This window comes from Nocardiopsis sp. N85 (assembly GCF_028882275.1).
Taxonomy (GTDB): Bacteria; Actinomycetota; Actinomycetes; order Streptosporangiales; family Streptosporangiaceae; genus Nocardiopsis; species Nocardiopsis lambiniae.
The window spans coordinates 786,431-808,607 of sequence record NZ_JARBUT010000001.1 but is presented as its reverse complement, the minus strand read 5'-3'; the positions used below and the strand labels follow the sequence as shown (position 1 = coordinate 808,607).

General features: G+C 74.9%; 22 protein-coding genes. 10 read left to right on the top strand and 12 right to left on the bottom strand.

The window, feature by feature from the left end; all coding sequences use genetic code 11:
• The first annotated feature begins 44 nt into the window (after positions 1 to 44).
• The 5 genes from PWG71_RS03465 to PWG71_RS03445 all read left to right on the top strand — a co-directional run bounded on the left by PWG71_RS03465 (position 45) and on the right by PWG71_RS03445 (position 4,140).
• Complete coding sequence (locus PWG71_RS03465; protein ID WP_274807979.1) at positions 45 to 971, top strand: pyridoxamine 5'-phosphate oxidase family protein; 927 nt, start codon at positions 45 to 47, stop codon at positions 969 to 971.
• A complete protein-coding gene (locus PWG71_RS03460; RefSeq protein WP_274807978.1) occupies positions 968 to 1,165 on the top strand; it encodes a ferredoxin in 198 nt (65 codons plus the stop codon). The genes PWG71_RS03465 and PWG71_RS03460 overlap by 4 nt, the downstream gene beginning before the upstream one ends.
• Entirely contained in the window at positions 1,162 to 2,373 is a 1,212-nt protein-coding gene (locus PWG71_RS03455; protein ID WP_274807977.1) for an NAD(P)/FAD-dependent oxidoreductase, read from the top strand. Before PWG71_RS03460 ends, PWG71_RS03455 begins: the two co-directional genes overlap by 4 nt.
• A 112-nt stretch (positions 2,374 to 2,485) precedes the next feature.
• On the top strand, positions 2,486 to 3,271 hold the full coding sequence (locus PWG71_RS03450; protein ID WP_274807976.1) for an SDR family oxidoreductase: 786 nt from the start codon (positions 2,486 to 2,488) through the stop codon (positions 3,269 to 3,271).
• A 158-nt stretch (positions 3,272 to 3,429) separates the two neighbouring features.
• Positions 3,430 to 4,140 carry a hypothetical protein gene (locus tag PWG71_RS03445; RefSeq protein ID WP_274807975.1) on the top strand — a complete coding sequence of 237 codons (711 nt, stop codon included), beginning with the start codon at positions 3,430 to 3,432 and terminating at the stop codon, positions 4,138 to 4,140.
• A gap of 493 nt (positions 4,141 to 4,633) precedes the next feature.
• Here PWG71_RS03445 and PWG71_RS03440 read toward each other — a convergent pair whose 3' ends face one another.
• The 5 genes from PWG71_RS03440 to PWG71_RS03420 are packed head-to-tail and all read right to left on the bottom strand — an operon-like array spanning position 4,634 to position 9,930.
• Positions 4,634 to 5,362, bottom strand: coding sequence for a DUF1295 domain-containing protein (locus PWG71_RS03440; RefSeq protein WP_446724973.1), 729 nt, complete (start codon positions 5,360 to 5,362; stop codon positions 4,634 to 4,636).
• A gap of 56 nt (positions 5,363 to 5,418) precedes the next feature.
• On the bottom strand, positions 5,419 to 6,690 hold the full coding sequence (locus PWG71_RS03435; RefSeq protein ID WP_274807973.1) for an SAM-dependent methyltransferase: 1,272 nt from the start codon (positions 6,688 to 6,690) through the stop codon (positions 5,419 to 5,421).
• Positions 6,687 to 7,937, bottom strand: coding sequence for an SAM-dependent methyltransferase (locus PWG71_RS03430; protein ID WP_274807972.1), 1,251 nt, complete (start codon positions 7,935 to 7,937; stop codon positions 6,687 to 6,689). The genes PWG71_RS03435 and PWG71_RS03430 overlap by 4 nt, the downstream gene beginning before the upstream one ends.
• A complete protein-coding gene (locus tag PWG71_RS03425) occupies positions 7,934 to 8,653 on the bottom strand; it encodes a DUF1365 domain-containing protein (protein ID WP_274807971.1) in 720 nt (239 codons plus the stop codon). Before PWG71_RS03425 ends, PWG71_RS03430 begins: the two co-directional genes overlap by 4 nt.
• Complete coding sequence (locus PWG71_RS03420; protein ID WP_274807970.1) at positions 8,650 to 9,930, bottom strand: NAD(P)/FAD-dependent oxidoreductase; 1,281 nt, start codon at positions 9,928 to 9,930, stop codon at positions 8,650 to 8,652. Before PWG71_RS03420 ends, PWG71_RS03425 begins: the two co-directional genes overlap by 4 nt.
• Positions 9,931 to 10,097: 167 nt before the next feature.
• Here PWG71_RS03420 and PWG71_RS03415 point away from each other — a divergent pair, with 167 nt between their 5' ends.
• Entirely contained in the window at positions 10,098 to 11,627 is a 1,530-nt protein-coding gene (locus PWG71_RS03415) for a bifunctional phosphatase PAP2/diacylglycerol kinase family protein (protein WP_274807969.1), read from the top strand.
• A gap of 6 nt (positions 11,628 to 11,633) precedes the next feature.
• Here the strand turns inward: PWG71_RS03415 and PWG71_RS03410 are convergent, their stop codons facing one another.
• The 4 genes from PWG71_RS03410 to PWG71_RS03395 all read right to left on the bottom strand — a co-directional run bounded on the left by PWG71_RS03410 (position 11,634) and on the right by PWG71_RS03395 (position 15,520).
• On the bottom strand, positions 11,634 to 12,065 hold the full coding sequence (locus tag PWG71_RS03410; RefSeq protein WP_274807968.1) for a hypothetical protein: 432 nt from the start codon (positions 12,063 to 12,065) through the stop codon (positions 11,634 to 11,636).
• Between the two features lie 91 nt (positions 12,066 to 12,156).
• Positions 12,157 to 13,125: a phosphotransferase gene (locus tag PWG71_RS03405; RefSeq protein WP_274807967.1), complete on the bottom strand. Its 969-nt coding sequence runs from the start codon at positions 13,123 to 13,125 to the stop codon at positions 12,157 to 12,159.
• A 61-nt stretch (positions 13,126 to 13,186) separates the two neighbouring features.
• The gene (locus tag PWG71_RS03400) at positions 13,187 to 14,773 is read right to left on the bottom strand and encodes a hypothetical protein (protein ID WP_274807966.1); all 1,587 of its coding nucleotides are present in this window, start codon (positions 14,771 to 14,773) and stop codon (positions 13,187 to 13,189) included.
• Between the two features lie 273 nt (positions 14,774 to 15,046).
• Positions 15,047 to 15,520 (bottom strand): hypothetical protein, encoded by a 474-nt coding sequence (locus PWG71_RS03395; RefSeq protein ID WP_274807965.1) that lies wholly within the window; start codon positions 15,518 to 15,520, stop codon positions 15,047 to 15,049.
• A gap of 302 nt (positions 15,521 to 15,822) precedes the next feature.
• Between PWG71_RS03395 and PWG71_RS03390 the strand changes: the two genes are divergently transcribed.
• From PWG71_RS03390 to PWG71_RS03375, 4 genes are all read left to right on the top strand, one after another.
• Positions 15,823 to 17,055: a winged helix-turn-helix domain-containing protein gene (locus tag PWG71_RS03390; protein WP_274807964.1), complete on the top strand. Its 1,233-nt coding sequence runs from the start codon at positions 15,823 to 15,825 to the stop codon at positions 17,053 to 17,055.
• A gap of 187 nt (positions 17,056 to 17,242) precedes the next feature.
• On the top strand, positions 17,243 to 18,244 hold the full coding sequence (locus PWG71_RS03385) for a 2,3-butanediol dehydrogenase (protein ID WP_274808134.1): 1,002 nt from the start codon (positions 17,243 to 17,245) through the stop codon (positions 18,242 to 18,244).
• Between the two features lie 154 nt (positions 18,245 to 18,398).
• Positions 18,399 to 19,022 carry a hypothetical protein gene (locus PWG71_RS03380; RefSeq protein WP_274807963.1) on the top strand — a complete coding sequence of 208 codons (624 nt, stop codon included), beginning with the start codon at positions 18,399 to 18,401 and terminating at the stop codon, positions 19,020 to 19,022.
• On the top strand, positions 19,019 to 20,170 hold the full coding sequence (locus tag PWG71_RS03375) for a PrsW family intramembrane metalloprotease (RefSeq protein WP_274807962.1): 1,152 nt from the start codon (positions 19,019 to 19,021) through the stop codon (positions 20,168 to 20,170). The genes PWG71_RS03380 and PWG71_RS03375 overlap by 4 nt, the downstream gene beginning before the upstream one ends.
• A 28-nt stretch (positions 20,171 to 20,198) precedes the next feature.
• Here PWG71_RS03375 and PWG71_RS03370 read toward each other — a convergent pair whose 3' ends face one another.
• Genes PWG71_RS03370 through PWG71_RS03360 form a run of 3 tightly spaced genes read right to left on the bottom strand, consistent with a single transcriptional unit; the run spans position 20,199 to position 22,167 of the window.
• A complete protein-coding gene (locus PWG71_RS03370; RefSeq protein ID WP_274807961.1) occupies positions 20,199 to 20,726 on the bottom strand; it encodes a hypothetical protein in 528 nt (175 codons plus the stop codon).
• A gap of 11 nt (positions 20,727 to 20,737) precedes the next feature.
• Positions 20,738 to 21,478, bottom strand: coding sequence for a dihydrofolate reductase family protein (locus PWG71_RS03365; RefSeq protein WP_274807960.1), 741 nt, complete (start codon positions 21,476 to 21,478; stop codon positions 20,738 to 20,740).
• The gene (locus PWG71_RS03360) at positions 21,475 to 22,167 is read right to left on the bottom strand and encodes a hypothetical protein (RefSeq protein ID WP_274807959.1); all 693 of its coding nucleotides are present in this window, start codon (positions 22,165 to 22,167) and stop codon (positions 21,475 to 21,477) included. Before PWG71_RS03360 ends, PWG71_RS03365 begins: the two co-directional genes overlap by 4 nt.
• Between the last annotated feature and the right edge of the window lie 10 nt (positions 22,168 to 22,177).

Below are 22,177 nucleotides of genomic sequence, written 5' to 3'. Positions count from 1 at the left end.
CCGGCCGGGCGACGCCCGCCGCACCGAACGAAAGGGGACGGACCATGGGGTCCCCCTACCACCACGGCGAACGGGCGGTCCAGGAACGGGCCGGGCTGGCCGACCAGGCCCTCTTCTCCGAGGGCGCCCGCCGACGGGAGATCCCGGAGGTCGCCGCCGACTTCCTCGCCGAACGCACCTGGCTCGTCGTCGGGGCCCTCGACGCCTCCGAAGACCCGTGGTGCTCCCTGCTCACCGGACCGTCCGGGTTCCTGGACGCACCCGGCCCCCGCACCCTGGACGTCGCGTCCCGACCCGCCGCCGACGACCCGCTCGCCGACGCCCTGGGCCGGGACGGGACCAGGGTGGGCGCGCTGGCCATCGACCCCGCCACCCGCCGCCGCATGCGGATCAACGGCGTCTCCCGACCCCACGGGAACGGGCTGCGGGTGACCACCGATCAGGTCTACGCCAACTGCCCCAAGTACATCCAGAAGCGGGACCCCGCCCCGGCGGGCTCCGGCCCCCCGGTCGCGTCCCGCGCCGGGACACGGCTGACCGGGGATCAGCGGGACCTGGTGCGCCGCGCCGACACGTTCTTCGTCGCCACCGCCGACGCCACAGGTGACGCCGACGCCAACCACCGGGGCGGCGCCCCGGGCTTCGTCCGGGTCCACTCGTCCACCGTGCTCTCCTGGCCCGACTACGTCGGCAACGCCATGTTCAACACCCTGGGCAACCTGTGGGTCCGGCCCCGGGCCGGCCTGCTGTTCCCCGACTGGGGGACCGGCGCGGTGCTACGGCTGAGCGGGGCCGCCCGGATCGTGTGGGACGGGGATCCGGAGGGGACCGGACGCACGATCGAGTTCACCGTGGAACGGGTCGTGGCCACCGACGCCGCCGGCCTCCTGGCCCCCGACCCGCCCGACCCCTCCCGCTTCAACCCGCCCGTCCCCCTCCACGAACCGCGGACAGAGGAAGTGCACCCGTGAGAATCCACGTCGACCGGACCCGCTGCGCGAACCACGGCCAGTGCGTCTTCGCCGCCCCGGGCGTCTTCTCCTTCGACGACGACGAGAACCTCGTGTACGACCCGGCACCGGAGGCGACCCCGGCCGCCGAGGTCGCCCGAGCGGCGGCGGCCTGCCCGGTGCGGGCCGTCACGGTCGAGGGAGGCCCCGCGTGAGCGGCGGCCCCTCCTCCATCGTCGTCGTGGGGGCGGGGATCGCCGGTCTGCGGACCGCGACGGCGCTGCGCGATCGGGGGTTCGCGGGACGGCTCGTCCTCATCGGGAACGAGCCCCACGCCCCCTACGACCGACCCCCGCTGTCCAAGGAGGTGCTGACCGGGAGACTCGCGCCCGAGGCCGCCGCCCTGCCCGTGCCGGCCGACGTGGAGGTGCGGTCGGGGCGGGCGGCGGTCCGGCTGGACCGGGCGGCCCGCCGGGTGCTCCTGGACGACGGTTCCGCGCAGTCCTACGAGGGACTGGTCATCGCGACCGGCGCCACCGCCGTCCCCTGGCCAGGGCCGACCCCCGCACAGGGCGTGCTCACCCTGCGGGGACTCGACGACGCCGCCCGGCTGCGCGCGGCCCTGGCCGAGGGCGACCCCCTGCTGGTGGTCGGCGGCGGGTTCCTGGGGTGCGAGATCGCGTCGGCCGCCCGGGAGGCGGGGGCACCGGTCGCCCTGGTGTGCCGGGACCGACTTCCGATGCGACGGACGGTGGGCGCCGAGGTGGGCGCGCTGGTCGCCCGGCTCCAGACCGAGGCCGGGGTGTCGCTGCGCACCGGGGTGACCGTGACCGGGTTCTCCGGGTCGCGACGGGTGACCGGGGTCGAACTGTCCGACGGCACCCGGATCCGCGCGCGGACGGTGGTCACGGCCCTGGGGGCGCGCCCCGCCACCGACTGGACCCGGGGATCGGGTCTGGGAACGCACTCCGGCGGGCTGCGCTGCGACCATCGCCGCAGGGCCCTGGACGAGGAGGGCCGCCCCGTGGAGGGGATCGTGGTGGTGGGGGACGCGGCGGCCGCGCCGCACCCCCTCCCCTACCCGGGGGCGCCCTCCCACCTGGTGATCGGGCACTGGAGCGGGGCGGTGGACCACGCCGACACGGCGGCGGCGACCCTGGTGGGCGGCCCGCCCCCGGGGCCGGTGCCGCCGCCCTCCTTCTGGTCCGACCAGTACGGGGTGCGCGTGCGGGCGGTGGGGCTGCCCGGTGCGGCCGACCGGGTCGAGGTGCACGAGTACGACCCCGAGCGGCGCCGTGTGGAGATCTCCCAGCACCGGGACGGTCGCACGGTCGGGGCCGTGACCGTGAACCGCACCTCCCGCCTGGCGGCGCACCGGGCGCGGATCGTCGCGGAACACGGGGAGGGGGTCGTGGTGGGCTGAGGCGGCCGGGGCGCGCCCACGGGTTCCCTTGGGGACGCACGGCTGGGAGGATGCCGGAACGCCGCGAAGGTCGTGCGGGGGCGTGGGACCCCCGGAAGGGGAACGGAGCACAATGGATCTGGGGATCGCGGGCAGGACCGCGTTGGTGACGGCGGCGAGTTCGGGACTGGGTCGGGCGATCGCCGTGGCCCTGGCCGCCGAGGGTGTGAACGTGGCGGTCACCGGTCGTGACCGGGAGCGTCTGACGAAGGTCGTGGAGGACTGCGACGCCCACGGGACGTCGGCGATGTCGGTGGAGTGGGACCTGGCCGACCACGGCCGCGCCGAGGAGGTGGCCGCGCACGTGGCCGACACGCTGGGGTCGGTGGACATCCTGGTCAACAACACCGGCGGCCCGCCGCCCTCCCCCGCGCTCGGGCGCGACCCGGAACTGTGGGAGCAGATGTACGGGGCGATGGTGCTGCCGGTGATCCGGTTGACCGACGCCGTCGTCGGCCGCATGCGCGAACGCGGCTGGGGCCGGATCATCACGAGCACCTCGTCCGGGCCGATCGCGCCCATCCCGACCCTGGGGGTGTCCAACACGCTGCGGGCGTCCCTGCACTCCTGGTCCAAGACGGTGTCCGGTGAGGTGGCCGCGGACGGGGTGACGGCGAACGTCATCGTCCCGGGCCGGATCGCCACGGCCCGCACCGACGCCCTGGACCGGGCGCGCGCCGAGCGGGAGGGGCGCACCGCGGCGGAGGTCGAGCGCGACGCCGCCGCGACGATCCCGGTGGGCCGGTACGGCCGGGTCGAGGAGTACGGGGCGGTGGCGGCGTTCCTGGCGAGCGAGCAGGCCGGTTACATCACCGGGTCGATCATCCGGGTGGACGGCGGGGCGATCCCCACGGTCTGATCCGCGCCTTCTCGCCGCCCGGGGCCCGCGCGCCCCGGGCGGCGGCGTGTCCGCATCCGGCCAGAACCCGGGGTTTCACGTTCCGTCACGAACCGAGGGGGTGTCGGGGAGCGACAGAAGGGGTGACGGCGACGCCCGCCGGCGAAGGAAGGACTCTCATGCGCTCTTCTACCAGGACCCTGTTGACCGCCACGGGATCGGCCATGGCCGCGAGCGCGGTGACGGCCGCGGTACTGCTCCCTCTGAGCGGCGCGTTCGCCGACCCCGTCGACCCCCCGCGGGACTGGGGCGAGTGCACCGGCCCCTACGTCAAGGGCATCACCCTGGAGGAGGCCCTGCCCTACCTGGAGGCCGAGGGGTACACCCCGGCCGAGGGGCCGCTGGACGGGTTCGAGATCGGCTACGTGCCGGAGTTCGCGGGCGGTGAGCCGTTCGACTCCGTCTGGGAGGACGACGAGGAGGAGTGGCCCCTCGAAACGAGCCGGGTGTGGATCGACCCCGACGGCATCGAACTGGAGACCTGGCCCGACCAGAACGGTGATCCGGCCGACCGGTTCGCGCTGTGGGGCGGTGGGCTGACCGTGAGCGTGCAGCGCGACGACCGCGTCGAGGACGTGGAGTCCTACCTGACCGAGTTCCAGGACGTGACGGTCGAGGAGTACTTCGAGGGCCAGGACGTCCGCGAGCTGGAGTCGGGGACGGGCTTCTACACCGACACCGACGCCCTGTGGGTGCCCGAGCCGGGCGTCGTGCTGACCGTGTTCCTGTGGGCCCCGGAGTGGGACGAGGAGTACTCCGAGGAGTACGTCGAGCCGGTGGGCGACCACGACGAGGTGCTGAAGGTCGTCGAGGGCATCACCCCCGTCTGACCCCGAAGCGGGTCGGCCGCCGGGGCGACAGGGGCTCCCGGCGGTCGGCGCGCGGGTGGCGGCGACCGCCCCGGCCGGTCCGGGCGGCGCTCACTCGGACCGGGGGGTCGACGTGTGAGCGCCGCCCGACCGTACGCGTCCCCCCTTTTCGGGATGGACACCGCCGAATGGACACCGCCGGGTGGACAGCGGCGGGCGGAGCCGGGGCCCGGCGGGATCCGCCGATGTTCCCGAACGATCACCGCGAAGGACAAGGGCAGGCTAACCTCAGGGAAGTTCCCGGTGGCGCGGGTCGGCACCGCTTCCCCAGGCGCCGACCCGCGCCCCGGTCGACACCGCCACGGCCCCGGCCCGGATCCGAGACGTCCCCGTGCCCCGCGTCACCGCGGACCCGATCACCGAGGCGGACCCGTCCGCCCCGGACATCCGCCCCGTCCGGCCGGTGCCGTCCCCGGTGGAGCGCGACGCCTCCGGCGGGGATCGCGCGTCGGACTCAGGACCGCCGGGGCGGCAGGGGCACGAAGGCGCTCGTGCGGGCCTCGTACTCGGCCCATCCGGGACGTCCCCGCATGTGCTCGTCGAGCAGTCGCTGCCCCGAGCCCCGGGTGAGCAGGTACGTCATGACCACCGGGGCGGGCAGGGTGAGCAGCGTCCACGGGCTTCCCGAGACCGCGACGAGGAACAGCCCCCACCACACGCAGGCGTCACCGAAGTAGTTGGGGTGCCGGGTCCACGCCCACAGACCCCGGTCCATGATCCGGCCCCGGTTGGCCGGATCACGGCGGAAGGCGGCCAGTTGGGCGTCGCCCACGGCCTCGAAGACGAATCCGATCACCCACAGGGCGACACCCGCCACGGCCCACCCGCCGAGCGGGGCGGGGGCGTGCGCGGCCACCTGGATCGGCGCCGAGATCAGCCAGATCAGCGCGCCCTGGAGCAGGTACACGACGCGCAGCGCGTACAGGTCGGGGTCCCCGGGCGCCTTGGAGAGCAGGCGTTCGTAGCGGGGGTCCTCCTTCGCGCCCCGGGAGCGGCGACCGATGTGGACGGCCAGGCGCAGGCCCCACACGGCGGTCAGGACGAGCAGCGGCCAGGAGCGGCCCGGGTCTCCGGTGGCGGTGACCAGCGCGAGCAGCGCCACCAGCACGAACCCGGGCCCCCAGGCGACGTCGACCACGCTGTGCCGGCCCAGCCGTCGCCCGACGGCGAAGGTCCCGAGCATGAGCACGGCCAGTGCCCCCGCCGAGACGGCGAAGGTGAGGGCGAGAGCGGTGAGGTTCACGGGATCTCCTCGGGTGCGGGACGGCGGGCCGCGATCTGGTGGACGCCCATCCGGCCCTCCTCGAAGGCCAGCGCCCCGCCGGCCAGGTACAGCCGCCACACCCGTGCGGTCTCCTCCCCCGCGAGCCCCACCAGGTCGTCGTACCGCCGGTCCAGTTCGGCGGCCCAGGACCGGGCGGTGCGCACGTAGTGCCGGCGCAGGGAGCGCACCCCGGTCACCTCCAGGCCCGCGTCCTCCAACAGCGTCACCGTCTCCCCCAGGGGGCGCATGTGCATGTCGGGGGCGATGTAACGCTCGATGAACGGACCGCCCCCGGGGTGATCGCTCCCCCGGGACATCTGCTGGACCAGGAGTCGACCGCCGGGCCGCAGCAGCGACCGCAGCCGGCGGGCGAACGGCGCGTACTCGTCGCGTCCCACGTGTTCGCCCATCTCGATGGTGGCCACGGCGTCGAATCCGGCGCGGTCGATGTCCCGGTAGTGCCGCAGCTCCACCTCGACCCGGTCCGTCAGTCCCTCCTCGCGGATCCGGGCGGCCACGTGGTCGCGCTGGGCGGCCGACAGGGTGACCGCCGTGACCCGCGCCCCGTACGCGCGGGCGGCGTGCAGGGCGAGCGAACCCCACCCGCAGCCGACGTCGAGCAGCCGCGACCCCTCGCGCAGCCCCAGTTCCCGGCAGACCAGGTCGAGCTTGGCGCGTTGGGCGTCGGCGAGGGTGGCGACGGGGTCGTCCTCGGGCCAGTAGGCGCACGAGTAGGCCATGGTCTCGTCGAGCAGCAGGGAGTAGATCCCGTTGCCGGCGTCGTAGTGGTGGGAGACCGCGGCGGCGTCGCGTTCGCGGGAGTGCAGCGGCCCCCGGGGCCGGCTCTCGCCGCGCGGCACCGGCGGCGGGGTCCCGACGGCCCCCACGGCGAGCAGGACGCGCGCCGCGCGGACCCATTCCCGTGGCGCGAGCGACGACGTACCGTGGCGGCGGACCCCGGCCCCGACCCGCCGCAGCGCGTCGGTGAGGTCGCCCTCCACGTCCAGGGCGCCGGTGACGTAGGCGCGGGCCAGGCCGAGCTCTCCCGGCCGGGCCACGACGTGGCGCAGGGCGTCGCGGTGGCGCAGGATCACGACGGGGGCGTCCCGCGGTCCCGCCTCGCTGCCGTCCCAGGCGCGCAGCCGGACCGGCGGGTGCCCGTTGAAGAACCCGGCGATCACCGGGGCGAGGAAGTGGGCGACCCCGCGCGGCCCGCCGGTGGTGGGGATGGTGGTGACCTGTGTCATCGGGCGCGCTCCAGGACGATCTGCTCCACGTCGATCAGCCCGGCCCGGAAGCCGGCCTCGCAGTAGGCGAGGTAGAAGTCCCACATCCGGCGGAAGACGGCGTCGAACCCGAGCCCGTCGACCTCTGCCGCGGCGTCGGCGAAGGACCGCCGCCACACCATCAGGGTGTCGGCGTAGTCGGCGCCGAACGCCGTGCGGTCGACGACGGTCATGGAGGTGCGTTCGCGCACCTGCCGTTCGATCGCCTCGACGGAGGGGATGAGCCCGCCGGGGAACACGTACTTGTGCATCCAGGTGTAGGAGTGGCGGGAGGCCCGCATCAGCCGGTGGTCCATGGTGATGCTCTGGAGCCCCACCCTCCCCCCGGGGCGCACCAACCGGTCCAACGCGGAGAAGTAGGCCGGCCAGTAGTGCTCGCCGACGGCCTCGATCATCTCCACGCTGACCACGGCGTCGTACTCGCCCTCGGCGTCACGGTAGTCGAGCAGGCGGACGTCGACGGCCGCCCCCACCCCGGCCTCGGCCAGTCGGCGCACGGCCAGGTCGCGCTGTTCGGCGGACAGGGTGATGGTGGTGACGCGGGCCCCGCGTCGGGCGGCGCGCAGGGCCAGGCCGCCCCAGCCGGTGCCGATCTCCAACAGGGTGGTCCCGGGGCCGACGCCCACGGCGTCCAGCAGCCGGTCGATCTTGCGCTCCTGGGCCGAGGCGAGGGTGTGCGGGTCGCGCGGGCCGGGCCCGTCGAACAGCGCCGACGAGTAGGTCATGGTGCGGTCCAGGAAGAGCGCGAACAGGTCGTTGGACAGGTCGTAGTGGTGGCCGATGTTGCGGCGGGCCGCCGTCCGGGTGTTGCGGTCGCCGAGCCCCCGGCGCGGCAGGGTGACGTGGCGCAGGGGCCGCAGGGGGCGCGGAACGAGTTCGACGTAGTGCTCGGCCAGCCGGGTCAGCAGGGCGACCGGGTCCGGGGAGTCCCACTCGCCGGCCATGTAGGACTCGCCCAGGCCGATGAGCCCGCCGACGGCCAGTCTGCGGTGGAAGGCCTCCGGGTCGCGCAGATACAGGACCGGGCCCTCGGCGGCGTTCGCCCCGGTGGGGTCGGTCGTGGTGATCCGCACCCCCGCCTCGCGGGCCGCGTACCGGGCCAGGACGCGGGCGGCGGTGGCGCGCAGCCGGGCCCGGGGCACCCGGGCGACGTCCGGCCAGCGTCGGGGGTCGACCGTGGTGATCGGGGGCGGGGTCGTCGTGGTCATGAACGTGGACCTGTCCTCTCGGTGGTGTCGTGGTGTTCCGGTCGCGGGTGCACCGGGACCCCGCGCAGGTAGAGGCCGATGCCCCGGGTGCGGATGCGGACCGCGCCCACGAGCGGGGCCCAGGGGTGGCGCAGGGCGAGCCGGATCAGGGAGGCGGCGGTGGCCGGGACCCGGCGGCCTCGGACGGAGGCGGCGAAGGGCGGGGCGCCGTCGGTGTGGAGGGTGACCGTGAGGGAGAGCCGTTCGCCGGGTTCGGGCAGGGCCAGCCGGTAGCGGCCGTCCGTGCCGTGGAACGGGGAGACGTACATCGCCTTGGCGACCTCGGCGCGCCCCCGGTCGTCCACCGTGAGCGGGTAGCGGTGGCGTTGTCCGTAGGTGTTGTGGACCTCGGCGATGACGCGGGCCAGGGACCCGTCGCGGTGGTGGCACCAGTAGACGGTCAGGGGGTCGAACACGTACCCGAACACGCGGGCGTGGGCGAGCACGAGGATGGGCCCGCCCTCCAGGTCGACGCCCTGCCCGGCCAGGTAGGCGTCGAGTTCGGCGCGGGAGGGGCGGCCCGCGAACCCGGCCAGGGGGCGCAGCGGCCAGGGGAGCCGGGGCGGGCGTTCGAGGTCGGTCAGCCAGTAATAGGTGCGGTGCGCGAAGGAGGAGCGCACCGGGGCGGCGCGGACGTGGCGGACGACGGCCTCGTAGAGGGCGGGGGCGGGGCTCACCACGTCACCCCCAGGCTCTCCGCCGCGCGCACCCCCGAGGCGCACCCGTCCTCGTGGAAGCCCCATCCGTGGTGGGCGCCGGCGAACGCGATGACGCCGTCGTCCAGGTCGGCGATCCGGCGTTGCGCGGCCAGTGCCGCGGGGGTGTACACCGGGTGCTCGTAGTCCATCTCGGCCAGGACGTCGTCCGGGCGGACGCGCCCGTCGTCGTTGAGGGTGACGAGGTGGCGTCGGCGGCCGGGCAGGTGCTGGAGCCGGTTCATGTCGTAGCTGACCCGCACGGGCCCGGCGTCGGGGTCGCAGGAGGGCAGGCGGTGGTTCCAGCTCGCCCGCGCCGCCGGGTCCCGGGGCAGTACCGAGGCGTCGGTGTGCAACAGGGTGCGGTTGCGGGAGTAGCGGAACGCGCCCAGCACCTCGCGCTCGGCGGGGGTGGGCCGGGGCAGCAGGGCCAGGGCCTGATCGGCGTGGACCGCGATGACGGCGGCGTCGAAGTCCTCCTCACGGCCGTCGAGGCGCAGGCGGACCCCGTCGGGGACGCGCTCCACCGAGCGCACGGGGGTCCCGGTGCGCACGACGTCGAGGTTCTTGGCGACGCGTTCGACGTAGGACCGGGATCCGCCCACGACGGTGCGCCATCGGGGCGATCCCCAGATCCCGAGCATGCCGTGGTTGGCCAGGAAGGCGAACAGGTAGCGGGCGGGGTAGTCCAGGGCGGTGCCCGGGGGGCACGACCAGACCGCCGAGACCAGGGGGACGACGAAGTGCGCCACGGTGTAGGGGCTCAGGGCGCTCTGCGCGACGAACTCCCCCAGGGTGGGACCGGGGTCGGCGTCGGGTGCGTCGAGCAGGGCGCGGGCGGCCCGGTGGAAGCGGGGGATCTCGGTGAGCATGCGCACGTGGGCGACGGTGGCCCGGGGGCCGGTGGGCAGCAGGGCGCGCGGCCCTCGGGAGCCGGCGTACTCCAGGCCGCAGCCGTCGCAGGCCACGGACAGGCTCATCTCGGTGGGGCGGGTGTCCACGCCCAGTTCGTCGAAGAGGCGGATCAGGTTCGGGTAGGTGCGGCGGTTGTGGACGATGAACCCGCTGTCCACGAGGAGTTCGGCGCCGTGTTCGTCGGTGATCCGGTGGGTGTGGGCGTGGCCGCCCAGACGGTCGTCCGCCTCCAGCAGCGTCACCTCGGCCCGTTCGCGCAGGATGTGCGCGGCGGTCAGTCCGGAGACGCCGGAACCGATGACGGCGACGCGTCCGCGTCGGGGGATGTGCCTGTCCTGGACCACGGATGTCCCTTCCCTGGGGGCTGATACCGGGTATTCGGATCAGGTGGGCGCGCGGATGGGTGCGATCACATGACCGGCCTGTGATGTGGGTCACCAATGGTGGTGAGGAGCAGGGGAAGATCCCGTGGGTTCTGGACATCCGGCCGTGGACACAGCACCGTGGACGAATGCGCGTACTACGACCGATCGACCGGCTGGACCGACGATTCCACCGTCTCGTGACGGGCCTGGGGGCGCCCGTCCTGGACCCCTATACGCCCAAGTTCGTTCAGGCCACGGACAACATGGCGCCGTGGTTCCTGATATCGGCGACCATGGCCGCCACCGGCGGCCCCCGGGCCCGGCGCACCGCCCTGCGCGCCATGATCGCCGCCGCCGGCGCCAACGCGATCTCGGCGGGCGTCAAACACCTGACCGACCGCCCCCGCCCGGACGTGTCCGGGGTGCCCCGGTCCCGGCTCCCCTACCGCGACTACGGCAGCTCCTCCTTCCCCTCCGGGCACACGGCGGCCGCCGTCGGCTACGCGGCCGGGATCGCCGCCGACGCCCCGCGCCCGCTCGCGGCCCTGGTCGCGGTCCTGGCCGGGACGGTGGCGGTGTCCCGGGTGCACAGCGGCGTCCACTACCCGGGCGACGTGCTGGGCGGGGCCCTCATCGGCCTGGGCGCCTCGTTGGCGGCCCGCGCCATGGTGCCGCCCCGGCCGGAGCTGACCCACGGGGCCACGACCCTGCCCGAGGACGTCCACCACCCCGGGGAGGCCGGCGGAGAGGCTCTCGCCACCGGGGCCCTGCCCGGAACGGGCGTGACGGTGGTGTGCAATCCCCGCTCCGCCGACGTGCTCCCGGCCGCGGTGGCCGAGGGGGCGACCGTGTCGAACGCCATGGGCACCCCCTCCCGGATCGCACGGGCGCTACCGGGCGCCACCATCGTCTCCCTCTCGGAGGACGACGACATCGTCGAGGTGATGGACCGGGCGGCCAAGGCCGGCGAGGTGCTGGCGGTGGCCGGCGGCGACGGCACCGTCAACGCGGGGGCGCGCGCCGCCATCGACAACGACAGACCCCTGCTGGTGATCCCCGACGGCACCCTCAACAACTTCGCCCGGACCCTCGGGTTGACCTCGGTGGACGTGGCGCTGCGCGCGTTCTCCGACGGCCGGCTGGCCCGGGTGGACGTGGGCGAGGTGGACGGACACCTGTTCCTCAACACCGCCTCGTTCGGCTCCTACCCGCGCATGGTGGAGCGGCGCGACCGGTGGGCGCCCCGGATCGGCAAGTGGCCGGCGTTCGCCTGGGCCCTGTGGCACGACCTGCGGGAGGTCGCCCCCACCCCGGCCGTGGTGGACGGCCGACCGACGAAGGTGTGGTGGGCGTTCGTGGGCAACTGCCGCTACCGCACGCACGCCCGGGTCCCGGCGCTGCGCGAGAGCCTGGTGGACGGTCGGCTGGACGTGCGGGTGCTGGGCGCGCGCAGCCCGTTCCCGCGGCTGCGGGCCGTCCGGGACGTGCTGTTCGGCCGCCACCAGCGGGGCGAGGGCTACCGGGAGCGGACCGCACGGGAGCTGGTCCTGACGCTCCCCGAGGAGCCGCGGCTGCTGGCGGTGGACGGCGAGGTGATGGAGGCGTCGCGAACGGTGCGGTTCACCAAGCGACCGGCGGCGCTGCGGGTGTTCGTCCCCAGGACCGAGCGGCCCTGACCGATGTCATCGGCGGGCGCGTCCGCGGGCGCGACCGCCGATGAGGAGGGTCAGCCCGGCGCCGACCAGCCAGGAGTCCTTGGCGATGGGCAGGCCTTCGGGGGTGGGCCGCAGACTCCCGGGACGGCGCAGGCCGGGGGTGCGCAGGTACATGCCGAGGAGGCCGGCGCCGAACGCGGTGAGTCCGGCGCCCGCGAGCCTGCCGGGCACCAGCGGCACCAGCAGGGCGGTGCCCAGGGCGATCTCCCCCGCGGAGAGGAGCTTGACGAAGGTGACGGGGTCGACGTCCTTGAGGAAGGGATAGGTGCCCATCGCCATCCCGTGCATGCCGCGGGCGGTGTCCTCGTCGACGTCGTACTTGTCCAGCCCCGAGTTGAGGATGAACGCGCCGGTGGCCACGCGCAGGGGAAGGTCGCTGATTCTCAGGGGCAGTCGCATGTCGTCTCCGTGAGCCGAACCGATAGATCACTCCGGGCAATGCGAATGCTACCCAGAGCCACCGCACGGAGGCGGGGACGACCCGCCGGGGTCACAGCCGGTCGACGATCTCCACCAGCGCGTGCCAGGCCTCCTCGGTGTCGCGGTCGCGGATGTGCGGCCGCGCGAACGCCTCCGTGAACTCCGCGACGTCCTGGAGGTCCCACCTCGACCGGTACAGCTCCAGCCGGGCCGGATCGACGGTGTGTCCGGAGGCGTCGGCGTAGCGTTCGAGGTCGGCGTCGTCCTCCACCACCAGCCACAGGTCGCGTTCGGGGACGGCGAGCCCCACCGTGTCCCAGTCCACGAGCAGGGGGTTCGGCCCCCGCCAGACCACGTTGCCCGGGTGGGGTTCGCCGTGGGTCACCACGACCGGGGCGCCCGCCAGTTCGGCCGCCCGCCGGTCGTACTCCTCCAGGCGGGCGCGCACCCGTTTGGTGTGCTCGGCCAGCAGGTGCGCGACGGGTTCGGCGAAAGGTCCGCCGGCCCCCATCCGGGAGGGTTCCTCCAGGACCGTGTCCAGGTGGAAGCGGTGCGCGATCGCCGGCGGGGACAGGGCGGCGCTCCGGGGCGGTGTGCGCCGGTGCAGCCGGGCGAGGGTGTCCAACAACAGGCCGCGCAGGTACGGGGACGCGTGCCGGCCGAACCCGCCCGAGGCGCCCTCCACGTAGGGGAAGACGCTGAGCACCCGGTCGCGTCCCACCGCCCGGATGGTGCGCCCCTCGGGGGTGCGCAGCGGGGCCACGACGAACCCCAGTCCGGCCTCGTCGTGCAACCGGGCGGCGGTGTCCATGGCCGCCGCCAACCGCTCCCGCGCGGCGGCCGGGGTCGGGCCCAGGTAGGCCTTGTGGGCGAGGTCGGCGACGGTCGCGAACCAGCGCCGCCCCGAGGTGTCGGTGACACTCCAGTGGTGGTCGGCGAAACCGACGGGCAGATGGGTGAACGCGGCCGGACGGATCCCCCAGGCGCCCAGGGCTTCGCCGACGCGGTCCTCGTGGAGGTCTGTCAACGGTTCCCGCATGCGGCGAAGTTACCAGCGCGCCCGGCCGGGCGCAGGCGTTTTCCCGGGTTCGGCCGGCCGGTCAGGGCAGCAGGCCGTGCAACCGGACCGCCTCGGCACCGCGCGCCACCGTGACGAGCGCGCCGGGAACGGCCACGGCCCGGTGATGGTCGGCCCCGCTCCCCAGGGGCAGCGGCCCCGCCTCCCCCACCGGATCGAGGACGGAGAACCGGGGGTCGCCGTCGAAGGGGACCGACCACACCGCCGGCACCTCCCGGTCCGCGTCCGGAGCGGAGAGGGGGACGACGACCGCGTCGGACAGCGCCACGGCCGACGCCGGACCGTACTCGGGCAGGTCGGCGGCGTCCAGGGCGGCGGTGACGACGATCCCGCCCTCCGGCGACACCCGGTGGAACAGCAGCCGGTCGGCGGCCGTCTCGGTGACGACCGCTCCCCCGGTGTCGGCGCGCACGAGCACCGACCGGCCGTCGGTCCAGGGTTCGGCGGTGATCCGCACCGCGTGCGACCCGTCCCGCGGGTCCAGGATCACCGGCGCGTCCTCCCCCATGAGGGGACCGACCACGATCACGGGGCGTGTGTCGGCGTCGATGACCGGACCGCCGGCGCGCAGGGCCGGGAACTCCTCCAGACCGGGCAGTTCCCGGGTCCAGCGCACCCGGCCGTCGCGCCGGTCCAGGGCGGTGACCACCCCGGTCAGGTGCGCGCCGGGGGTGTCGGCGATCCTCGCCGGATCGGTGTCGCGCGCCCGCCCCTCGGGAACGCAGGCGTAGGCGACCAGGAACAGGTCGGTCGTGCGCAGGGTGTTGTCGGCGTTCCACCCCTGCCAGGGCGCGCAGACCCGGCCGGGCTCCTCGGGGACGGTGAACGACCAGGCCTCCCGGAGGGTGGCGGTGTCGTGGGCGACGATCCGGGGGGTGTCGTCCTCCTCGGTCCGGGAGTGGACGAGCACGCCCGAGGCGACCGTCAGGACCGTGGTCGTGGTCCCGGCGGGCGGGGGCGGAACGGTGAACGTCTCCACCGTGCCCCCTCGGGCGGTGTCGAGTTCCACCCAGGTCGACGCTCCGGTGCGATCGGGGTCGTCCGGGTCGCCGTGCGCGATGTGGATCCGGGTGCCGCCGCCGTACACGGTGGCGCGGGCGTCCGCGCCGCGCAGCCGGTAACGCCACAGCTCGTCGCCGGTGATCCCGTCCAGGGCCACCACCCCGTCGTCCAGGACGACGATCGGGCCGAGGGTGCCGGGGACGACGCGCACCAGGGTGTCGTCCCCGGGAAGGGTCCGGGTCCAGGCCGTGGCGGTGACCTCGGCGGGGATCGGCGGCGCGGTCTCGGGGACGGACTCGGCGAGGGTGTGCTCCACGGCCAGGGACAGGGTGAGGGCGCGCACCCCGAATCCGGCGATCAGGGCGCAGGCCAGTCCGGCGGCGGCCGGGACCAGGGAGCGGCGCGCCGGGAGCGACCGCATCCGGCGCAGTCCGGCGACGACCAGGAGCACGCCCGCCCCGGCGGCGGACAGTCCCGCCCAGGACGGCACCCCGGGGGCCACCGACAGCGTCGCCCCGCCCAGGACCAGCCCGACACCGCACCAGCCCAGCGGGCCGCGCGAGGAGGTGGTCCGTGCGTCCTCGACGATCGTCCGATCCTCGACCACGCGCGCCTCCTCACGTCCCGGGCGCGGATGCGCCGACCATACGACGCGCGACGGTCGTGTTCGGTTTTCCCGGCGGTCCACGAACGGTCGTCGGGACGGGCGGGCCGGCACCCCGGCGCGGCCCGATCCCGGGTGCGGACGCCGCGGTACGGGGCGATCGTTCGGAGCCGCCACCGGCGGATCGCCCTCCCGCGCACCGGGGCCGGGGCCCTGCGGTGCGGGGACGCAGCGGCCGGCCCGGGTGTCACCTCCGCGCCCCGGTGTCCGCGCCCCTCACCCCCACACCGCGGCGAGGTCCCCGGCGACCACCAGGACCCGTCCTCCCAACAGCCCGATCTCGTGCGAGCACCCGTGCCCGTGCGGCAGCACCTCGTCCAGGGTGACGTCGCCCAGGCCGGGCAGGGAACCGCTCGCTCCGGTCCACCGCCCGTCGGCCTCCACGCCGAACGAGGAGACACCCGAATAGGTCACCGTCAGCCCCTCGTCGTGCTTGAACGGGTTGGGCTCGAAGGTCAGTGTCAGGTCGAACAGGCCGTTCTCCCCCGGCCGCATCGCGGCGCCGACCGGCCGCAGGTCCTTCACGCACCTCGGGCCGCCGAAGTCGTAGTGGGCGGGGTCGGTGGCGAAGGCCCGCGCCCCGGGCGGCAGGCGGTCGGCCAGGTCCGGCAGCCCGGCGAGGTAGGGGCGCGGATCGAGGAACCGTTCCCGGCGACCGTCCTCCTCGCGGTACAGCGACACCAGTTCCATCGTTCTCCTCCACGCGCGGTACGGGCCGGGGACGATGTTCGCACGGTTCCGGCCCGGGGAGGAGAAGGGGCCGGGGAAGGTCCGCGCGACCGGGCGATGCCCCGGGCGCACGGCGCACGACCCGACGGTGCGGGTGCCGTTCGGAGGGATCCGGTCCTCGCGCGGGCCGGCACCGCCGGTGTTCGCGGGCGGGGTGGACGCGCTCGTGCGATCCCGCTCCCGTGGCGCCCCGGGATGGGGGAATGTCGGTGGGGCGCGGTTCACTGACGGACCCGAACCCTCCCTCGTCCCCCGGAGTCGCCGTGGACACCCTCGACCTGGATCCGCGCACCGTCCGCCGACTGGCCGTCCGCCGTCAGCGCCTGGCCGGTCCCCGCCCCGGGCCCGGCGCCGACGGGCTGCGCGAGGTGCTGCGCGATCTGCGCTGCCTCCAGTTGGACCCGATCGGTGTGGTCGCCCCCAGCCACCTGCTGGTGCTGTGGAGCCGGGTGGGCCGGTTCGATCCGGCCGACCTGGAGTCGCTGCGGTGGCGGGAGCGGTGGCTGTTCGAGTACTGGGCGCACGCGGCGTCGATGGTGCTCACCGAGGATCTTCCGCTGCACCGGGGATGGATGCGCCGGTATCCGCGCGCGGACTCGCGGCTCGCGGAGTGGACCCGGGCCAACGCGGAACTGCGCGAGCACGTCCTGTGCCGGTTGGCGGAGGCCGGACCGCTGCCCACCGACGGGTTCGAGGACCGGGCGGTCGTGGCATGGGAGTCCACCGGCTGGACGGCCGGGCGCAACGTGGAGCGGATGCTCGACCTGCTGTGGACCCAGGGGCGGATCATGGTGGCCGGGCGGCGGGGCCGCACCCGGATGTGGGACCTGAGCGACCGGTGTCTGCCGCCCTGGGCGGACCGGGGTGAGTGGGACGACGCCGAGATCGAGGAGCGGTCGGTGGAGCACGCGCTGCGCGCGTTGGGCGCGGGGCGGGCCCGGGACGTGCGCCGACACTTCGTGCGCGAACGCCACACCGACCCGGCGGGGGTGTTGGCACGCCTGGAGTCGGCGGGCCGGGTGGCGCGGGCCCGGGTGGCGGGGTTCGGGGACGCCGAACCCTGGTTCGTGCACGTCGACGTCCTACCGTTGGTCGAGGAGATCGCAGGCGAGGAGTGGGGCGGGCGGACGACGGTGCTGTCGCCGTTCGACAACCTGCTGTGCGACCGGGAGCGCACGGCGCTGCTGTGGGACTTCACCTACGTCAACGAGATGTACACGCCCAGGGCGAGACGGCGGTACGGGTACTACGTGCTGCCGATCCTGCACGGTGACCGGCTGGTGGGGCGGATCGCCGCCCGGGTCGACCGCCGACGCGGGGTGCTGGACCTGGAGGGCGTGTACGCCGAGGAGCACGTGGTCGACGACTCCGCGGGCGCGGCGATCGCGGAGGCGGTCGGCGACCTGGCCGGATTCGCGGGGGCGGGGGCGGTGACCTGCTCGGGGCCGGTGCCGAAGGTGTGGCGGGCGGAGCTGGCGGCGGCCGCGCGAGTGTGAGGGGCGCGGTTCGGGTCCCGCTCGCGGTGCCCCCGCCCGACCCGTGCCAGGGGAAGTGTTTACGCGGGATCGTCCAAGGACGGGCGGGCGGATGGGCAGGAACCAGGGGAAAGGGCGGGACCGGCGGAGCGGGGGCGACATGCGGGCGTTGCGATTGCACGGGGCGAGGGATCTTCGGTTGGACGAGGTGCCCGAACCCCGACTCACCCCCGGGTCGGTGAAGATCCGGGTCGAGTGGAACGGCCTCTGCGCCTCCGACCTGCACAACTACCTGCACCCCGCCATGCCCGACGAGTACCTGCATCCCGTGCTGCGCACCCACGGTCCCCACGTGCAGGGGCACGAGTTCTCGGGACGGATCGTCGAGGCGGCCTCCGACGTCGAGGGTCTGCCCGAGGGCGCGGTGGTGGTCGTGGAGCCCCTGGTGTTCGACGGCACCTGCGCCGCCTGTCGGCGCGGCGCGTACAACCTGTGCGAGAACTTCGGCTTCATCGGTCTGATGGGCGGAGCCGGGGGCCTGGCCGAGTACGCCGTGGTGCCCGCCGACCGGGTGCACCGGATGCCGGAGGGCATCTCCCCCACGGTCGCGGCGCTGGTGGAGCCGATGGCGGTGGCCTGGCACGCCGTGCGCCGCGCGGGCCTGGTCCCCGGTGAGTCGGTGCTGATCGTCGGGGCCGGTCCCGTCGGGCTGGAACTGCTCATGGTCGCCCGAGCGTGGAGCGCCGGTCACATCACCGTCAGCGAGATCTCGGAGACCCGCAGGCGACAGGCCGTCGACTTCGGCGCCGACCTGGTGCTCGACCCCACGGAGGTGGACGTGGTCTCGAAGGTGCGCGCACGCGCCCCGGGCGGGGTGGACATGGCGTTCGAGGCCTCCGGCGCGGGCACCCCCGCCCTCCTCACGATGATCGGATCCCTGCGCAAGGGCGGCCGGGCGGTGACGGTCTCCCAGGGGCGCCCCGTGGAGTTCGACCCCACCGTCCTGATGCTCGCCGAGATCGACCTCACCGGGAGCTTCGGCTACGACGGGCCGGACTTCCCCGCCGTCATCGAGTCGATCCGGATCGGCAACCTGAGTCCCAAACCCCTGATCACCGACCGCGTCTCCCTGGAGGAGGCGCGGGAGAGGGGATACGAGGAGCTCCTCGCCCACGGCGACCGCCACGTGAAGATCCTGGTGCACCCCTGAGGCCTCCCCGTCCCGGCGGGCCGGCCGGGGCGGGGCGGTGGAGGGGCCGCGCGCTCCAGGGGTCGGTGAAATTTCCACCAAAATGTGCCAAGTACTCCCTTTCTTCGCACCATGCGCGCTCATCGGTGTTTCGCTTGTCCGATAGGCCATCACCATGAGTGACGAGAGGGGCGCCATGGCGCAGCCGATCGATACGGCGCCGGGGACGGCCCGGAACCACTGGATCCCGCTGGGGCTGGCCGCCGCGATGGCCGTCCTGCTGGTCGTGGGCTGGTCCCTGCTCAACGCCCTCGTCCCGGGGTCCGAGCGCGTCCGCGCCGGAGACGAGATCGTCATCGGCGAGGGCGGCGGATACCGGGCGTCCCTGACCCTGCCCCAGGACGGATGGACCCTCGACGTCGGGTCCAGCCGGCTCGGAGAGTCCTACCGGTTCCACCGGGGGACCGTCGACCTGACCGTCATCACGGTGACGCCCGTCGGCGACCCCCTGCCCGACGCGAAGCGTTTGTGGGAGGGCATGGGCGACCTCGCCCGCGCCGGGGACCCCACCTCTCGGCTGGGAGAGCCCGCGGTGATCACCGCCGAGGACGGCTCCGAGGGACTGACCGGTGTCCTGCGGAGCCGGACCGAGGAGGGCGCGGCCACCCTGTACACCTCCCCCGACGGGGTGTTCGCCGTGGAGATGACCCTGGGCGGCGAGGACGCGACCCCCGCCGACCTGGAGGCGGTCGCCGACGTCGCCCGCGCCATCACCTTCACCGAGGAGGGCGGCCGATGAGCCAGGCACCCAACGAACCCCGGCTCCCGGACACCACGGCCGGAGCGGTACCGGCCCAACGCCCTTCCCACGCCGACGCGCCCGGCCCCCGGCGGGTGCCGACGCCGCGCGGGGAGGAGCGCACCGTCCTGGGGTACCACCTGCCCGCACTGGTCTCGATGCTCCTCATCGGACCGGCGTGCCTGCTCGGGCTGATCGCGCTGACGCTCCGGTTCGCGGGCGCCGTGCGGATCTTCTTCGGCGAGGCCGCACTGGGGCTGGTGTTCTCCACGGCGACCCTGCTCCTCGGGTTCTGGCTGTTCCGCCGGATCCGACCGGTGCGCGCCCCCTCGCTGCCCGCCTCGCTGGTGGCGGTGGCCTGGGGACTCACGGCGGCGACCGGCGGCGCGCTGCTCGCCAACGGGTCGCTGAACGGGATCTGGTCCAAGACCATGGGACTGGAGTTCGCCGGAGTCTGGGGCGCCGCGCTGACGGCTCCGGTCAACGAGGAGCTCCTCAAGCTCGTGGGGATCGTCCTGGTGGCCATCGCCTTCCCGCGCGCCGTGCGCGGACCCGTGGACGGGTTCGTCATCGGCGCCCTGGTCGGCCTGGGCTTCGAGGTGACCGAGAACCTCATCTACGCGATCAACGCCGTGTTCCAGGCGGGCGGGGTGAACGGCGCGGAGGCCGTGGCGCAGACGACCGTCGTCCGACTGCTCCTCACGGGTCCGGGCTCGCACTGGGCGATGTCGGCGGTCGCGGGCACCGCCGTGGGCCTGGTGGCCGCGGCCGGTTGGCGGCCGAGCGGACGCCGCGCGCTGGGTGCGCCGGCGCTGGTGCTGACGGCGATGGCGATGCACTGGCTGTTCGACGCGCCGCTGCTCGACGGCTCGGGCGGCGTCGCGGTCAAGGTCCTGTTCAACTTCGCGATCGCCATGATCGTGTACTTCGTGGCGCGCGACGTCCACCGCCGCCGGGTACGCCGGGCACTGGCCGAGGAGGGTGAGGAACTGGGCATCCGCCGTTCGGCGGCGATCGCCCTGGCCCGCCGGAACGGGCGCCGCAAGGCGCTGCGCTCGGTGGCCGAGGCCGAACGCGCCCAGGTGGGCGAACGTCAGGAGCGGATGGTGGAGGCCGCCGAGGACCGCGCCTTCACCCACGGCGACTGACCCACCCGTACCCGAGGGGCCGGGAGGATCAGAGCCGTTCCCCGGCCCCTTCCGCGTGTCCCGGGGCGCTCTCGCCGAGCGGCTCCCGGGCGAGTTCCCGGGCGAGTTCCCGAACGCGGGCGACGACGGACCGCTCCTCCTCCGAGGTGGGCGGGACGCGGCGGGCCATGGCGGCGTCCCACTCCAGGGACACGTGGAGGAAGAGCATGTGGTCGTAGGTCCGCGCGCCCTCCGCGGCGGCCTCGCACAGGTGGTGGTACACGTCCTCGGCGGCCCCGACCGCCGCGGCCGCGTCCGGATCGCCGTCCAGCAGGCGGGCGCAGATCCGGCGGGCCGCGTACAGGTGCGCCTCGTCCCCGGTCGGCCAGGCCAGACCGAGCTCCTCCAGGGCCCGACCGAACAGGACCAGGGCCGGGTCGGTACGACCGAGCCAGGCCACCTCCCGCAGGCTCGGTGAGTCCAGGCCCCGGGCCAACGCCTCGGCGGCGAGCATCGGCAGGTCGACGTGGACCGGGTTCAGCACGACCTCCATCAGCCGTTCGCGCAGCACGTCCATGCGGGGGCTCCTCAGGAGACGGGTCGGGTGAAACGGTGGAGGAGGGTGCCCCCGGACTCCAGGATCAGGCGCGGGACCAGCTCCAGACCGGCCGGGACGCCGACGGCGATCCGGCGGGCGTCCCCACCCGCCAAAAGCGGGACCGTGGTCAGACACAGCTCGTCGAGCAGACCGGCGGCGGCCATGTCGGCCAGCAGCGACGGTCCGCCCTCGCACAGCACCCGCGACAGACCTCGGGCGGCGAGGTCTGCCACGGCCGCCGCCAGGTCGACCTCGGCGTCGCCGTGGACCAGCACCCGGTCTGCGCCGAGCAGGTCGCGGGCGCGGAGCAGCGCGTCCTCCCCCGCCTCGCGGCGGGTGATCAGCAGGACCCCGCCTCGGTCGGGCGCGGCCTCGGCCAGCGACGGGGGCACCGCGGCCGAACGGCTGACCACCGCCAGCTCAGGGCAGCGGGTGCGGCCCGGCCGGGTCCGCGGGCCCGGCCTCCCGTAGTCCTCGGCCCGGGCGGTGCCCGCGCCCACCAGGACCACGTCCGCCAGGTCCCGCAGCAGCGTGTAGACCTCGCGGTCGGCCGAGGTGTTGATGGACCCGGTCAGCCCGTCGGTCCCCGCGCCCGCGCCGTCGAGGGTGGCGACCATGTTCGCGCGCGTCCGGTGTTCGGGGTGGGCGTACAGCGCGGCCAGCGTCCCGTCGGAGACGGTGGCGCCCGGGGCCGCCGCCTCGGGGACCAGGTCGTTGAGCAGCACCCTCACGCGTCCTCCCCCGGCCAGGACGCCACCAGGTACAGCACCCCGAAGGGGTCGTCGGCGTAGAGCAGGCGGGGCGCGGTGACGACGGCGCCGTCCAGGGCCCGGGCCATCACCTGGAGGGCGGCGCGGCCGCCGATGAGCAGTTCCGCGCACAGGTCGGGGTCCAGCGCCAGCAGGGACGCCCGGTCCGCGCCGGCCAGGGCCGCGCGGATCGTGTCGTCCACGGCGAACGTGCGCCCGTCCAGGTGCCCGGGGGCGCGCGGGCCGCGCCGGGCCCCGGCGTCGGCCATGACCAGCAGCCCCACGCGTTCGGGGCGGTCCGCGACGGCCCGGCCCCGCAGGGCGACCTCGGCGGGGTCGGCGTCGGCGGCGATCGTGCCCATCTCCACCGGCACCCGCGCGTCGAGGTCGTCCAGCAGGCGGCGGGCCACCGCCAGGGAGGTCGGCAGCGCCTCGTCCCCGGGCACCCGCTCCCCCGGGCCGCCGAACGCCGAGAGCGCGATGCGCCCCTCGACCCGGTCGGCGGAACGGGCGTCCGCGCCCAGCACGACGATGACGTCCGGGGCGGCCCCCAGCAGGACGCCGACCGCCTCCTCGCACGCCTTGCGCAGGTCGGCGGCCACGTCCCGGCCCCCGGTCAACTCCCGCAGCAGCAGCGGGGGCTGCGGGCACACAGCGGTGGCGACGATCAACGGGGCCTCC